At 43.6% G+C, this 15,055-nt stretch carries 17 protein-coding genes; 11 read left to right on the forward strand and 6 right to left on the reverse strand.

Going from position 1 to position 15,055, the window contains the following annotated elements; genetic code table 11:
* Positions 1–6 precede the first annotated feature (6 nt).
* From LZG73_RS02060 to LZG73_RS02080, 5 genes are all read left to right on the forward strand, one after another.
* The gene (locus LZG73_RS02060; protein ID WP_233845833.1) at positions 7–1,536 is read left to right on the forward strand and encodes a peptidase M61; all 1,530 of its coding nucleotides are present in this window, start codon (positions 7–9) and stop codon (positions 1,534–1,536) included.
* Between the two features lie 307 nt (positions 1,537–1,843).
* Positions 1,844–2,758, forward strand: coding sequence for a pirin family protein (locus LZG73_RS02065; protein ID WP_233845834.1), 915 nt, complete (start codon positions 1,844–1,846; stop codon positions 2,756–2,758).
* A 62-nt stretch (positions 2,759–2,820) separates the two neighbouring features.
* Complete coding sequence (locus tag LZG73_RS02070; RefSeq protein WP_233845835.1) at positions 2,821–3,834, forward strand: LLM class flavin-dependent oxidoreductase; 1,014 nt, start codon at positions 2,821–2,823, stop codon at positions 3,832–3,834.
* A gap of 63 nt (positions 3,835–3,897) precedes the next feature.
* The gene (locus LZG73_RS02075) at positions 3,898–4,782 is read left to right on the forward strand and encodes a pirin family protein (RefSeq protein WP_233845836.1); all 885 of its coding nucleotides are present in this window, start codon (positions 3,898–3,900) and stop codon (positions 4,780–4,782) included.
* A gap of 40 nt (positions 4,783–4,822) precedes the next feature.
* Positions 4,823–5,302, forward strand: a complete 480-nt coding sequence (locus tag LZG73_RS02080) for a VOC family protein (RefSeq protein WP_233845837.1) — start codon at positions 4,823–4,825, stop codon at positions 5,300–5,302.
* Between the two features lie 160 nt (positions 5,303–5,462).
* Here the strand turns inward: LZG73_RS02080 and LZG73_RS02085 are convergent, their stop codons facing one another.
* The 3 genes from LZG73_RS02085 to LZG73_RS02095 all read right to left on the reverse strand — a co-directional run bounded on the left by LZG73_RS02085 (position 5,463) and on the right by LZG73_RS02095 (position 7,356).
* The gene (locus LZG73_RS02085) at positions 5,463–6,329 is read right to left on the reverse strand and encodes an SDR family oxidoreductase (protein WP_233845838.1); all 867 of its coding nucleotides are present in this window, start codon (positions 6,327–6,329) and stop codon (positions 5,463–5,465) included.
* 78 nt (positions 6,330–6,407) lie between these two features.
* Positions 6,408–6,977 (reverse strand): Crp/Fnr family transcriptional regulator, encoded by a 570-nt coding sequence (locus LZG73_RS02090; protein WP_233845839.1) that lies wholly within the window; start codon positions 6,975–6,977, stop codon positions 6,408–6,410.
* A 34-nt stretch (positions 6,978–7,011) separates the two neighbouring features.
* Entirely contained in the window at positions 7,012–7,356 is a 345-nt protein-coding gene (locus LZG73_RS02095) for an AraC family transcriptional regulator (RefSeq protein WP_233845840.1), read from the reverse strand.
* A gap of 116 nt (positions 7,357–7,472) precedes the next feature.
* On the opposite strand from LZG73_RS02095, the gene LZG73_RS02100 reads away from it, so the two are divergent.
* On the forward strand, positions 7,473–8,345 hold the full coding sequence (locus LZG73_RS02100; RefSeq protein ID WP_233845841.1) for a sialate O-acetylesterase: 873 nt from the start codon (positions 7,473–7,475) through the stop codon (positions 8,343–8,345).
* A 116-nt stretch (positions 8,346–8,461) separates the two neighbouring features.
* Here the strand turns inward: LZG73_RS02100 and LZG73_RS02105 are convergent, their stop codons facing one another.
* Complete coding sequence (locus LZG73_RS02105) at positions 8,462–8,890, reverse strand: helix-turn-helix domain-containing protein (RefSeq protein WP_233845842.1); 429 nt, start codon at positions 8,888–8,890, stop codon at positions 8,462–8,464.
* A 90-nt stretch (positions 8,891–8,980) separates the two neighbouring features.
* Here LZG73_RS02105 and LZG73_RS02110 point away from each other — a divergent pair, with 90 nt between their 5' ends.
* Positions 8,981–9,724, forward strand: a complete 744-nt coding sequence (locus tag LZG73_RS02110) for an SDR family oxidoreductase (RefSeq protein WP_233845843.1) — start codon at positions 8,981–8,983, stop codon at positions 9,722–9,724.
* 162 nt (positions 9,725–9,886) lie between these two features.
* Here the strand turns inward: LZG73_RS02110 and LZG73_RS02115 are convergent, their stop codons facing one another.
* Together LZG73_RS02115 and LZG73_RS02120 are read right to left on the reverse strand one after the other, a co-directional pair.
* On the reverse strand, positions 9,887–10,690 hold the full coding sequence (locus LZG73_RS02115) for an AraC family transcriptional regulator (RefSeq protein WP_233845844.1): 804 nt from the start codon (positions 10,688–10,690) through the stop codon (positions 9,887–9,889).
* Between the two features lie 51 nt (positions 10,691–10,741).
* Positions 10,742–11,620 (reverse strand): SDR family NAD(P)-dependent oxidoreductase, encoded by an 879-nt coding sequence (locus LZG73_RS02120; RefSeq protein ID WP_233845845.1) that lies wholly within the window; start codon positions 11,618–11,620, stop codon positions 10,742–10,744.
* A gap of 235 nt (positions 11,621–11,855) precedes the next feature.
* Between LZG73_RS02120 and LZG73_RS02125 the strand changes: the two genes are divergently transcribed.
* The 4 genes from LZG73_RS02125 to LZG73_RS02140 all read left to right on the forward strand — a co-directional run bounded on the left by LZG73_RS02125 (position 11,856) and on the right by LZG73_RS02140 (position 15,008).
* Complete coding sequence (locus LZG73_RS02125) at positions 11,856–12,434, forward strand: TetR/AcrR family transcriptional regulator (protein ID WP_233845846.1); 579 nt, start codon at positions 11,856–11,858, stop codon at positions 12,432–12,434.
* Between the two features lie 86 nt (positions 12,435–12,520).
* Complete coding sequence (locus LZG73_RS02130) at positions 12,521–13,357, forward strand: SDR family oxidoreductase (RefSeq protein ID WP_233845847.1); 837 nt, start codon at positions 12,521–12,523, stop codon at positions 13,355–13,357.
* A 157-nt stretch (positions 13,358–13,514) separates the two neighbouring features.
* Positions 13,515–14,099: a Crp/Fnr family transcriptional regulator gene (locus LZG73_RS02135; RefSeq protein ID WP_233845848.1), complete on the forward strand. Its 585-nt coding sequence runs from the start codon at positions 13,515–13,517 to the stop codon at positions 14,097–14,099.
* A 129-nt stretch (positions 14,100–14,228) separates the two neighbouring features.
* Positions 14,229–15,008 (forward strand): alpha/beta hydrolase, encoded by a 780-nt coding sequence (locus LZG73_RS02140; RefSeq protein ID WP_233845849.1) that lies wholly within the window; start codon positions 14,229–14,231, stop codon positions 15,006–15,008.
* Positions 15,009–15,055: the final 47 nt, after the last annotated feature.

Consider the following 15,055-nt stretch of genomic DNA (forward strand, 5'->3'; position numbering starts at 1 on the left):
GAATACATGAAAAAATTTAGACACATTATTGTCCTACTGGCTGTATCTATCAAACTAGCGGCACAGCCGCAAACCGCTAACTATCATTATAAAATAGATTTGTTAAACGTCAAGGATGATAAGGTTCTTGTAACATTTACGCCCCCTCAGAACAACTTAAAAGAGGGTAAATACATAATACCCAGGATGGTTCCCGGGTATTATGATGCCATGGATTTCGGTCAATATATATCAGATTTTAAGGCAGTTGATCATAAAGGAAAACCAATTGAGGTTAAAAAGCTGGATGTGAACACTTGGATGGTTGCAGACCTGAAAAACGCTGCTAAGATAAGTTACCTGGTATCCGATGGATGGGAACACCTTACGCAGCAAACCGGAGGCGCGAAATCTCCTGCCAGCATGTTCAAAAAGGACAGTTTATTTATTATCAATTATAATTCGCTTGTCGGGTATTTTGATGAAATTACAACTGCTGGCTATGATATCACAGTCAAGAAAAATACCAAATTCTATCCTTCATCCGCTCTGAAATATATTCCTAAAAATGACACAACCGATGTTACGTCGGCAAAAGATTATCGGCATCTTGTCGACTCCCCGGTCTTTTACTGTGTGCCGGATACCACCTGGTTAAAAGTCGGTAACACGAATGTCCTGGTTTCTTTTTTTTCCAGCGAGCATAATTCTTTTTCAAAAAACCTCGCAACAAAGCTGGAAACAATTTTGACTAACCAGCAGACATATCTTGGTGGAAAGCTACCCGTAAATGAATATGCATTTCTAATTTATCACGAAGAAATGCCGAGAGGACTATTGGGCGACGGCCTGGAACACAGCAACTCAACAGTTTGCTTGTACGCTTCACCGACCTTGGATAAACTTCCCGAAGCATTAATGGGCGTAGCCTCACATGAATTTTTTCATATTTTAACCCCACTCAATATCCACTCCGGAGAAATACAGGAATTCAACTTCCTCAATCCAGTGCTATCCAAACATCTGTGGCTCTATGAAGGAATGACCGAATATGCTACCATCCATATGCCTGTCAAGCAACGAATGATAAGCCTGCCGGATTTTGCCAAAGTGATTGAGGGAAAAATAAAGGGAATGGAACAGTTCGACAATCATCTTTCCATGACTGAGATGAGTACGAAAGCGATCGAACGACAGGATCAATATATGAATTTTTACCAGAAAGGAGCATTGATCGGTTTATGCCTTGATATACGGCTAAGAGAACTTTCCGGGGGTAAGATAGGCACGCAAGATTTAATGCAAAAGCTTATGAAGAAATTCGGGTCAGAAAAGGCTTTCAAAGACGAAGAATTATTTGATGAAATTACGGCGATGACGTTTCCAGAGATCCGTCAGTTTTTTAAAGATTACGTGGAGCAAGGTGAGCCGATCCCTCTTAAAGAAAGTTTACAGAAGGCCGGACTTGCTTACGACCAGACATCAAAAGTGATTACTGCTACTGATAACCCTTCAAAAAGTCAACTTTCCTTGCGTAAAGCGTGGATTAATCAATAGAATTTCATTTCAGATGATGTTCTCAGGCATCAGCGACCGGTGCTTTGGTAAGCTTAGTGCGTTTACATGACCATTATAATAAACAGTTTCAATTCCATCGTCGCCATAAGGGCGTTTTATAGACAAATATCTACGAGTTTATAAAACATATATCATCTTTTCAGTCTAATAGTATCATTAAAATTGCACCATTTACATCAAGTGTGCAATTATGAATACTGGGCCAGATTCATAGACGAAATTCATTAAGCCGGTGGGATCATTTATATCATCTAATTCTACAGTCATTACTTATCAAGATCAAAATATGCTGGATATCGTAATTTCATCACGTCAGGCGGAAATCATACCCGGTTTCGTCGTTAAGCGTCTCTTACCCTACCAACTCAGGCGAATGGTCGGGCCTTTTATTTTTATGGACCATGGTGGACCAGTCAGTATACCAACCGCTATTCATAGTAATCTGGATGTGCTGCCGCATCCTCATATTGGTTTATCTACTGTCAGTTATTTGTTTAGCGGCAAGATCATGCACCGGGATTCTCTTGGTGTTGAGCAGGCCATTAAACCAGGCGAAGTAAACTGGATGACCGCCGGTAAGGGAATTGCGCACAGCGAACGTTTTGAAGATCCAGCCATCAGGGCCGGTGGGAATCTGGAAATGATACAAACCTGGGTGGCATTGCCCGAAAAAGATGAAGAAGCCGACCCGAGCTTTCATAACTATAAACCGGATCAGTTACCGGTATTTACAGATACCGGAGTCTGGATGCGGCTAATCGCCGGAGATGCCTTTGGCCTGAAAAGCGGTGTAAAAAGCACATCGCCGTTATTTTATCTCCATGTTGTCCTTGAAGAAGGTGCCCGGTTTGGCATTCCCACGGGGCATCGTGAAAGAGGTGTTTACATTGTCCACGGAAGTATCACAGTAAGCGGGACGCGTTACCAGGCCGGACAACTTTTGGTATTTAGTAATGGGGTCGATCCCGTGATCGTCGCTGCCGAGCATACCACATTGATGATGCTCGGCGGTGAGCATCTGGGAGAACGATACATCTGGTGGAACTTTGTATCGAGTCGCAGGGAAAGGATAGAACAGGCCAAAGAAGACTGGAAGCAGGGTCGCATTCTGTTACCGCCTGCCGATAACGCCGAATTCATCCCCTTACCAGCAACAAACTCACGGCCAGCCGGCGGGCCACCACCCAATACTTTGTCTTGATAATGACTTTGTAACCGAAAACGGATAACAATAAATACAAACTGAAAAACATAAAAAGAAATATGGAAATAGGAATAGATAGTTTCGCATCGGCCATGTACGGAAGTAATGAACTGAGTAGTGTTGATGCAATGGAGCAACTATTAGACAGGATTGTGGCGGCAGACGAGGCTGGGCTCGATGTTTTCGGAATTGGAGAACATCATAAAAAAGAATTTCTAGATTCAGTTCCGGCGGTGATACTTGCCGCTGCTGCTGCCCGCACCAAAAGGATCAGGCTGATGAGTGCGGTGACCGTGCTGAGCACTTCGGATCCAGTGTGGGTGTTTCAGCAATTCGCTACACTGGATATCATTTCCAAGGGACGTGCGGAGATCATTGCCGGCCGGGGTTCTGCCACAGAAGCGTTTCCGCTGTTCGGTTATAAGCTTGATGATTATGACGCCCTGTTCAGTGAGAAACTAAAATTATTGCTTCAGCTCAGGGATGAGGAATTTGTTACCTGGTCGGGCAAGTTCAGACCCGCTCTGCATAATCAGCCGGTCTATCCTCGCCCTGTACAGCAGCAATTACCCGTTTGGGTGGGCGTTGGCGGTACAGCGCAATCGTTTGTGCGTGCCGGTAAGCTGGGGCTTCCGCTGATGGTGGCCGTCATCGGCGGACAAACAGAGAGCTTCAGGCCGCTGGTCGATCTATACAGAAAGGCTGGTAAAGAAGCTGGTTTCAAGCCAGAGGAGCTTAAAGTCGGACTGCATTCGCCGGGATATGTGGGCGAAACGGACCAGTCCGCGAGCACGGATTATGCTCCCGGGTACATAGAGTCATGGTCTAAAATAGGCCGGGAGCGTGGCTGGGGGCCGGTTACAAAAGCGCAATTCGATGCTGGTGCCTCTGCAAAAGGTGTGTTGATGGTTGGCGGACCGGAAACGGTCGCCGAAAAGCTCAAAAGGCATAGCGAAGCACTCGGCGGCATCGACCTGTTCACATTCCAAATGGACATTGCGGGCCTGACACACCAGCAGTTAACGCGGTCTATCGAATTGATCGGCAGCCGGGTGATCCCATTGGTTAAATAGAGCCATAGGGCTATCACCATCCAAATCTTTACCGAAATTCTATTCGTTCACGGTCATTTTTTTATGAAGAAGAAAAGCAGCTTTTCAACCCAGGGGCAAAGGGCAGATATTGGTTACCTGGAAATATCCCGAATGCTACCCAACCGATATGCCGACGCGGTGGGGCCGTTCGTATTTCTTGACCACATCGTGCCAAGGATCCAGAGCAAGATTAATAAAGAGGGGACCGGTGCGCACCCGCACCGGGGCATTGCCACATTGAGCTACATATTAAATGGCGAAGACGAGCATTTTGACAGTGCCGGGAACTATGCCAAGGTACATTCCGGAGGGGTCCAATGGATGAATGCCGGTAACGGGATCATTCATGATGAAACGTTGAATTATGATTCGCAAAGTGATTCGCAACTTGTACACGCTTTCCAGTTTTGGATCAATCTGCCCTCAGAAATCAAGGCTGAAAAACCAGCTTATTTAGCCATTGAAGGAAGTGAAGTGCCGCGCAAAGACCTGCCGGATGGCAAAAGTTGGGTCAAAGTTATCGTGGGGACATTTGAGGATATAAGTTCGGTGATACCCAATTATTCTGAGCAATTCCTTTATCATATCCATCTTGAGGCTGGCGCCCTTTTCTCGATCGAATTTGCAGACGAAATAGAGGTCGCAGCCTACCTTCCCGAAGTGCCAGCCATCATCAATGATGAAATATTCAATGTCGGCGAATTTATCGAGTTTGACAGAAAACAAGGTAGTATCGAGCTGAAAAACGAATGCCAGAAAGCATGCGATTTTATATTATTCGGTGGAGAAGCGTATCCGGAGCCAATCTTCGCTGAGGGACCGTTCGTGATGAACTCGAAGCTGGACATAGCCATTGCTTACCGGGATTTTTATAATGGCGAATATGGCAAGATCGATTATGAGAAACAAAAGTCGAAAAGTCAGTAACAGTTTCATTATCATTACAAACACTACCAAATCATATCTTATGGACAATTATGTGATACCTGCTCAGACCCGCATAGGTCATGTACATTTAAAAGTAAGTGATCTGCAACGCTCACTTGATTTTTACTGTGGTTTATTGGGCTTTCAACTGACGAATACCTATGGTGATCAGGCCGCCTTTATATCAGCCGGCGGGTATCACCATCATATAGGTTTGAACACCTGGCACAGTAAAGATAGCGGTCCGGCCCCTGAACGCGCGCCCGGCCTATATCACACGGCCATTCTATATCCGGAAAGAAAAGATCTTGCGGCAGCTTTACGAAGGCTGATACAGGCAAAATATCCAATAACAGGCGCATCAGACCATGGCGTATCTGAAGCAATATATCTTGATGACCCGGATAAAAACGGCGTTGAACTTTATTGGGACCGACCACAAGCGGAATGGATTGTTGAAAATGGAAGAATAACCATGTTCACCAAACACTTGGATGTGGAAGGTTTGCTAGCGCTTTGATAATATCATATTCACGGGACAGAGAGTTAATGATCTGCAATTACACACTCCGTATATGAACTGGCGCTGATCGAGAAAACCAGCGGCTTTGGTTTATTATTACAACAAATCAGCCCGGGGATTCAATGATCCTCGGGCTGATTTTAATAACGATGAAAGTTTATGCTAAAAGACTTTCCATCCCAAATGCCTTCAAAGCTTTTGCATATTCAACACTGACAGCGTCGTTGGCTTTTTTTATAAATTCGCCTGTCGTGGGATCAACTACTGTTCTTAATGGCCTTTCTCCTTTTGGCAAATTGATCAGATCTACTATTGCATCTGCGACATCTTGCGGATTCGGTTTAAAAGTTTCAAATAGTTGGCCAATAGCGGCGACCATTTTATTTGGGTAAACGGCTAACAATTCTTCGTAACCATTGGTGGTTGCCACATCCGAAGCAAGTCTGGCTTTTTGACTCATTTCGGTAGGAAATGCACCTGGTTCTATAATGGCTACATCAATTCCCAACGGCCTCACTTCATAATGCAATCCTTCGCTTAACCCCTCCAAACCAAATTTCGAAGCACTATAAACCACTGAAAAAGGAAAACTGACCCTTCCGAAACCACTTGTGACATTAATGATCAGTCCTTCTGATTTTTTACGCATGTATGGCAATGCCAATTTTATCAATCTAAAAGGGGCAATTACGTTCACGTCAAACATTTCCTCCACATCTGCCACTGAATAACTTTCTGCAACGCCCATCATTCCAATTCCAGCATTGTTTACCAATACATCAATGGTTCCCTCATTGGCGATAATGGTGTCAATAGCAGCTTTCACGCTGGTCTCGTCTGTTAAACTTACATCTAAAACGGTGATATTTTCCACCAGGGTTAATGCCTTCGCTTTTTCAGCATTCTTTCCGTTAATATCCCTCATGGTTGCGTAAACTTTATGCCCTAAAGCGGCTAAACTATTGGCAGTAAGCCATCCAAAACCACTATTTGTTCCTGTTATCAATACGACTTTTTTGCTCATTGTTTTATACTTTAAATTAATGATACAAATGTCGGTATCTAAAAAAGGAAAGTATTTAACAAATGGTAAAAAGCAATCTCAACGAATATTTTTCCGTATTCTACTCAATGATTGTTGTGTTATCCCAATGTAGGAAGCGATATGGGAAAGCGGAATACAATTGACGAGGCCAGGGAAATGTTCTATGAATGATAAATAGCGGGTGGTTGCATCTTCTGAAACCAAGGGGCTCCTTCTTTCGATCGTTTTTAATAAACAATTTTTTAATATCAGGCCTGTAATTGCGTCCCAGCCAACAATGGTATTTCCAATTTCGTCCCAGTCTTTTTTTGAAAAAACAAGCAATTTGCTATCGGTAACAGCTTGAATATACTCGGATGCAACTACTTGTGCTTCAAACCTTTGCTGGTCTGAAACAAAATTATTTTCATCAATGAAATATTGAGTAATCTCTTCGCCTTTGTTATTGTAATAGCAGAAACGAACGACCCCTTCGAGAAGAAATCCAACTTGCTTGGGGATTTTTCCGGCTTCGGAAAAGTAATCCTCCTTGTGAAGTTCCAGCGTTTTGGCTTTGCTTACAATAAAATCTGTTTGCTGCTTGTTCAGATTCCCAAACTGTAATATGTAATTTACGAATTCTTCCATTGATTAAATTTCGTATTTATTACGGAGAGTTCATTTACCATTTGGTAAAAAAAGTCAGAAATTCCAGCGGCGACATTTCGATTTTGTTTTTAAAAAGTTTATTGAACGATTGCGGGCGCTCGAAGCCTAAGTTATAGGCAATTTCGGAAACCGATAAATTAATTGCCGTTAAATATTCCTTCGCTTTTTCAATCAATTTTTCCTGGATATGTTGCTGTGCACCTTGTCTGGTGAGAGAACGCAGCGCATCGCTCAAATAATTAGAAGATAGGTTAAGTTGGCGCGCCAGATACTCAACTGTAAGAACAGCATGTTTTAAACCTGACTCAGCATTGAAATACCTGTGTATGTTGGTCGATATGCTGATATTCTTCTTCAATTTTTTTGAAAATCGCTATTATGTCGTTTTCTTCTCGCTCTGAAAGATGCAGGGCTTCGTTTACAGAACGGTTTGTTGTGTCTAAATTGATGTGGTCATGTTTTGTAATTTTATGTATGGATAGAAAAGAAAACACCTTGCATTCATTTTTAATGATAGGCCAGTCCAATATGGCGGGCCGTGGTTATGTCAAAGATGTAAAACCTATTTACGACGAGCATATCAAAATGCTGGTAAATGGGAGATGGCAAACGATGACTGAGCCAATCAATTATGACCGGCCCACTTCGGGGATTGGTCTTGCTGCGTCATTTGCTGGTGCCTGGCGTATGAAAAATGAAAATTTGCAGATAGGGCTGATTCCCAGCGCAGATGGTGGCACTAGCCTGGATGACTGGGAAGTGGGAGGGCCACTTTTTGATAATGCCGTATTTCAAGCGAAACTGGCACAACGGACTAGTTTGCTCAGCGGTTTTTTATGGCACCAGGGAGAGAACGATAGCTTTGGGGGCCGATCCAGCAATTATTTTGATAAATTGACCAGTCTGATTGCCGCATTTCGCAAGGAATTGCAGGCACCGGATGTTCCCTTCATTGCAGGAGGTTTGGGTGATTTTTTGAGCAGCGGCAGATATGGGAAGTATTTCACAGAATATAATTCCGTTAACGATGCGCTCCGTCAGTATGCCGACACAACGGAGAACAGTTATTTTGTGGCTGCATCTGACCTGACAGCCAATGCGGACGGGCTCCACTTCGACGCCATTTCACAGCGGAAGCTTGGTGTCAGATATTTTGAAGCTTTTAATTGCAAAAAAAATGTGCTTGGTCCACTTGATGATGAAAACAAGCTTATCGACAGGATTCAGGACAAACCTTTGACCAGGACTGAAAAGGCAGCCTTGCTGGAAATTAGTTTTGCCCGTGGGGATCTATCGCTGGCAGACTTTGAGAACCAGTTATCAACATTGAATTCAATGTCGTCGTAAATCAAAGGCAAAAACCCGACTTCGAATATTCGCCATTTTGGCGTTTCAGGACTCACACGACAAGTCAGAGGCTGTTTTCGTGAATAACGGGATCAATTACATATCAATCCTCGCTTTCAATTTAATCCATGGGAATGCAACTGGCTTCTTAATTCATCCTGTAATTCCGCAATCGCTTTCTTTTTATTCTGTTTGATCCGGTCAAGCCACGTTTTCGGGCCGCCGTCGGGGTTGTACTTAGATCCCCAAGTAAGGATTTCCACCATGACTGGCACCAACTCGATGCCCTTGTCGGTGATCAGGTAAAGAAACTTTGAAGCATTTTTAGGCGAGATGACTTTGGAAAGAATCCCTTCGTCGACAAGTAAGTTCAGCTTTTCAGTAAGTGCGGCTGAGGATATTTTCTCATCTGAGGCCCGAAATTCGAGGAAAGAATTTTTGCCGTTAAACATGATATCCCGCAAGAGTAAAAGCATCCATTTATCACCTAATATTTCCACCGAATAATTGATGGGGCAAGTTGATCTTCTCTCGATTGTTCTCATAATTCTAAAATAAAAGTAATCTGTTTTTTGAACCACTTTTACGGATTTGTAGTTCAGGAAACAGATCACAAAAGTAACTAGAATTTAATTATGGACTTTACAAACAAAAACGTCGTTATCACCGGTGGAACAAGTGGAATAGGGCTAGCGACAGCAAAAGCTTTTATCAGCGCGGGGGCAAATGTTTGGATTACAGGAAGAAATGCAGATAATCTGCAAAAAGCCAGCACGGAAATTAACAACCCAAGACTGACTACTGTCGTCTCGGATACTTCCAAACTATCAGACATTTCAATTCTTGAACAAGCATTTTCCAAAAACGGAAACAAACTGGATGTTCTTTTCCTAAATGCAGCAATTGGGGCATTTGAGCCAATAGAAAGCGTCACCGAAGCAAATTTTGACGCACAGTTCAACACCAATGTAAAAGGGCATTTTTTCACACTACAAAAGTTGCTTCCCCATCTGGCAGATGGATCATCCGTAGTGTTCACGTCTTCATCGGCCGCATCTGCCGCAAATTTGGGAGCAAGCGTATATTCTGCAACCAAGGGTGCGCTCAATAAAATAGCTCAAATTGCTGCTAACGAGCTGGCTCCAAGAAAAATTCGCGTAAACATCATTAGTCCGGGGCCAATTGCGACACCAGGTTTAGATAGTGTAGTGCCTGTGGACGCACAAGCGTTTTTGGCTGGGGCGACCGCATTGCAAAGACTTGGCCATCCCGATGAAATTGCAAAAACAGTATTGTTTCTAGCTTCTGACGCTGCAAGCTTTATTTCGGGAACAGAGGTTACCGTTGATGGTGGTTACCATAGTTACGCATTAAAATAAAACGGTAAGATGTTCAGCTTATCGCACTTAAAAAGGTGGTAATCTATCGCTGACAGATTTCGAAAAGCATTCTGAACATTGAATTTATCGTCGTCGTAGTGTAAAAGCAAAAGCGCTGGCAGCGCTTTTGCTTTTGCCAAAATGCTGCCCATTCCGTATATTTCAAATTATTTCCTTAGGGGCGTAGCCGAACTCTTTTTTAAAGGCATAAGAGAAATGCGACAAATTCTCAAACCCAACTTCCCTATACACGTCGACCGGTTTCTGTTTACTTTCTGAAAGCAGATGATGGGCCAATTTGAGGCGTGTCTTTGTGAGCCAACGTTGCGGAGTGGCCCCATAAATCTTGTTAAAATCACGTTTGAAGGTGGTGAGGCTTCTTCCTGTGAGATAGCTGAATTTGTCCAGCGGCATGTTGAACATATAATTGTGTTCCATAAAACCGGCCAGATCAATTTTGCCAGGTTCTGTAAAATCTGCTAAAAATGAATCAACACTTTCATCAATAGTCCTTAAAATAGTGAGCGCCTCTTCAATCTTCAAAGTCAAAAGCTTTTCAGGTAATTCGTCCTGCAAATCGAAATAAGGCAATAGTGAAGCAAAGTAGCTTTCTAAAAGCGGATGCTTCTCGTATGATTTGACTTCTGATGTGCGTTCTGCGGATTTGAAAGCGGGACTCCCAGCGTAGTAATTTTTTAAGCGGTCACTTTTGAACATAATCAAAACACACTTGTAAGCCTGGTTGTCCTTCGGATATTGAATGATGGTCGACAACTGGCGCCGCGGAAAAAGGATCGTATCTCCGGGGCCGAACAGCCTAATCGTATTCGATTGGATGATTTTCACCTGACCCGAAATAATTCTCACGAAGCAATGGTCGTCGAGCATGACTTCGTTCCTTAAATATCGCTCCGATAAGCAAGACATTACAACCTCGGCAGAAGTGTTCTGCAATCTTTTTTCCATTAACTAAATTTACGAAAATCGAGAAGAAATAACCAGGTTACCATCCTGATTTTAATTTTTGACTTTTGCTAAATGAGCCATTTGGAAGGCCTCGTATAGTTTTTCATTAGCCGTCGCCAGTTGCTGATTCAACGGCGCAACCAGATCTGCCATAAACATTCGATCAACTTCGGTCCGCATCGGACGCGTTCCGTGGGGCATTTTGATAAGTTCAATGATGGCTTTGGAAACCAAGTCAGGTTTCTGATCAGGATTGGCTTCAAATACACTTTCTATCGATGCCAACAAGGCAGCCGGCAGGTCCTTGATTGCGCCATAATCCAGCGACCGCTCCTTTTCACTTGGTTGGAGTAAAGAGCCGATAAAATGCGTGGGAAACGCCCCCGGCTCAACAATGCAGCTTTCAATGCCGAGATTTGACACTTCCATTCGATAGCTTTCGGCTAATGCTTCCGCCGCCCACTTGGAAGGACTATAAGGTCCTTGAAAAGGCACTGAAAGCCTTGCACTCAGGCTAGAAATAAGCATTAAAAGCCCATGTTGCTGTTTTTTCATAAAAGGTAAAACCGCCCTCGTCATGCGCTGCACACCGAAAACGTTGACATCAAATACTTTTTTCCAGTCATCGGCGGTAAATCCTTCCTGAATTCCTCCGGCCCCTAATCCCGCATTGTTAATCAAAATATCGATGCTGCCCATTTGTGCCGCAGCTTGATTAACACCTGTTATCACGCTTTGATCATTGGCAACATCTATTTCAACGACTATTACGCCTTTATTCTTTAAGTTTTTAGCCGCCTGTTTGTTTCTACCCGCGGCATCGCGCATGGCACCCGTCACAGTAAAACCCTCTGCCAATAAATCTTCGATTATAACACTTCCAAAACCACCCGCCGCTCCGGTGATCAATACATTTCTTAATTTGTTCATTTTCTTATTGTTTTAAGATCATGATACAAATGTACCCAGCCTATCATTGCCCGACTTTGTTCAAAAGTCGTAAATCACTTTGTTCAAACGGCCAATCTTGTTTAGGAAATCCGGAAAATACTCCCTTGTCCAAACAGAATGTTATCCAGCTGGACCAAGCAAACAAATTATTTAGCCGCCTTTCTGAATCGATTGTTTCAGAATAATGTTATCTTTGTTAAAAATTAGAATCCCCATGGCAAGGACAGTTGAATTTGACCAGCATAACGCGATAGAGAAGGCACTCGATGTTTTCTGGAAAAAAGGTTACAATGGCGCATCAATGCGGGATTTGACTGATGCGATGCAGATCAACAGTAGTAGCCTATATAACACGATCGGCGATAAACACCAGTTATTTACAGAATGTATTAAGCATTATACGCAAAAAAGAAGAATATTTTTGGAGCAGCGCGCGGCAGGCGCAGCATCTGCGGTCAAGGCGCTAGAGCAATTCTTCAATGACGTGGCAGCCGTTGTTATCAAAGACGCCCATGGCTGTTTTGCTATTAAAACTGCTTTTGAGGTATCCCCAAATGACCACGGTATACAGGGATTGCTTAAAGAAGATAATGACTTCACTCATACTTTCCTGTGCACACTCATAAAAAAGGCAATCAAAGATGGTGAAATGACCGACGCCAATGATGCTGATATGCTGGCAGACTACATAATCAGCACCTACACAGGTTGGTACGAGTTATTTCTGCTTTACCGAAACCCTATTCAAATAAAAAAGCTAGCCGACTTTATGGCCAAACAGCTGCTAAAATAATTTTTTGGACTTTTCTGAAACGCTCATTTCAGAAACTAGTTTTTAAACACTTACAATCCCACAACTTATAATCAATCAAATTCAAAATGCAAACCAATTCTGAAACAACCATTTCCAATTACATTTCAATGGAAAAAAAACAAAAGCTTGACGAAGAGCTTGAAGGAAAAGTGGCCCTGGTAACGGGCGGGACAAAAGGGATTGGCAAAGCCATCGCCGACCGGCTGACTCAATCGGGCGCCCGGGTAATCATTACCGCAAGGAACAATGCTTTACAACCCGCCGAAGGTCAACACTTTATTGCGGGTGATCTGGCAAATGCAGATGACACCGTGAGGGTAGCAGAGCAGATCCATCAACAATTCGGCGTTATTGATATCCTTATCAATAACCTTGGGGCTAATCTGGCGCCGGCGGGCGGCTTCGGGGTGCTTACTGATGCGCATTGGGAGCAGGCCTTTCAGGTTAACTTACTTTCGTCCGTGCGTCTGGACCGGTCATTTTTACCAGGGATGATTGCCCGGAAGAGCGGCGTAATTATTCACATATCATCAACCAGTGGAATGTTTCCGCTTTGGGAGACCACGATGGCTTATAGTTCAGCAAAGGCCGCACTGAATGCTTACAGCAAGGCGCTTGCATCCGAAGTATCCCCGCAAGGTGTACGAGTGATAACCGTATCGCCAGGCTTAAACAAGACAGGCGCAATGAGTAACTTTTTGGAGGGCCTCGCGGCCAGCGCGGGAGTTAGTATTGAGGAGATGACGCAAAAGCTCTTGGAACGTGTTGGCGGTGTTCCCTTAGGAAGAATGGCTGAACCTTCGGAAACTGCCGAGCTGGTAAATTTCCTCGTATCGCCACGGGCTTCCTACATAACCGGAGCCAACTATGCAATCGATGGCGGGAACTTTCCTGTCGTCTAAATTGGTCAAACCCGCTTTGTAAGTCTGGCAAAACTAATCCTGTCCGTTTAACAAATTGAGGAAACACTCCACTATGTCTCGTTTTCAAAATTTGATTATATCGTAACATTGTGTCTACTTTGACGCATTGAAATGCTTTTAACATAATCTCAATTCGATGTACGAAGCTTTTTTTAACTATCTGGAAAAATTTAGTTCTGAACCCGTTTCAGAAGATGAGAAGGTTTTGCTTAAAAAAGCGTTGATTCCAGCCAAATTACGGAAAAGACAATATTTCCTACAAGCTGGCGACCAGTGCAAAAACTTTGCGTTTATAGTAAAAGGAGCAATGCGGCAATATTCAGTGGATGAAAAAGGCACTGAACATATTGTCAGGTTAGGGGTTGAAGACTGGTGGATGGGAGACCGCGAAAGCTGGGTTATGCTCACTGCAAGCATTTATAATATCGATGCTTGGGAGGACACCGAAATGCTTTTGATTAATAGAGCCAACACCTTAGAATTAATAAAGACGATAGCTCCATTTCGTGATATGATCCAGCAGCTTGACGAGAAAAATAATATTGCTAATCAACGCAGGCTGACTTCAACCATAAGTTCTAATGCACAAAAACGCTATACTGAATTTATCGACTGTTATCCTGAACTGCTACAACGATTTCCGCAGCACATCATCGCGTCTTACCTGGGTATCACAAAAGATACGCTAAGCCGCATTAGGCGTCAGCTATTACAAGAATAAAGTCCATTTAGCTCCTTCACCTTGAAAGTAGACATTAGTCTACTTTTTTTTTTGACAAAGGTCATCTTCCTCCCTTTGCCAATTGCACAACTTTGCAACCAAAAGTTTTAGCAAAATAAACCAACGACAATGAAAACACCCTCTAGTTGCCTCCGTAATACCGCGAAGTTATGCGCCGCTTTCGTTTATGTGCTATTATGCAGTTTGCCTTCGTTCTCCCAAGTCAAACCGGCCAGAAATGTGGTCATCGTCCATGGTGCATTTGCGGACGGTTCCGGGTGGAAAAATGTATTCAATATATTATCCGAAAAAGGTTATCAGGTAACCGTTGTACAAAATCCGCTTACTTCCTTGCAGGATGATGTTGATGCGACTAATAGAATCCTGGATAAACAAGACGGACCGGTCATCCTCGTTGGCCACTCCTGGGGAGGTGTGGTCATTTCGCAGGCAGGCCTGCACAAGAATGTAGCCGCACTGGTTTATGTGGCAGCCTATCAGCCCGACAAGGGGGAAACGACCTTAAAATGGGCCACATCTATGCCAAATCTGCCGGAATACGGGATACTGCCCCCAGATGATAAAGGCTTTGTTTATTATGACAAGGCGAAATTCCATGCCGGTTTCTGTGCAGATGTTTCGCAAGAAGAAGCGGCGTTCATGTTTGCCTCCCAGGGACCAATCGCCGCCAAGAGCTTTGCCACACCGCTTACCCAGGCTGCCTGGCGAACCCAACCCGCTTATGGGATCATTGCCACTCAGGATAAAAGTATTCGTCCGGAAGTGCAGCGGAACATGTACAACCGCTCTAAAACGAAGATCACCGAGATCAAAGGCAGCCATGCGCTATTTGTCTCAGAACCAGTTGCCGTGGCCAATGTGATCATTTCAGCTGCAACAGGAAAGTAGCCAAAAACTGAAATTACCTGATTTTATACAGATCTATTAGCCATTTG

This window comes from Dyadobacter sp. CY326 (assembly GCF_021390515.1).
Taxonomy (GTDB): Bacteria; Bacteroidota; Bacteroidia; order Cytophagales; family Spirosomataceae; genus Dyadobacter.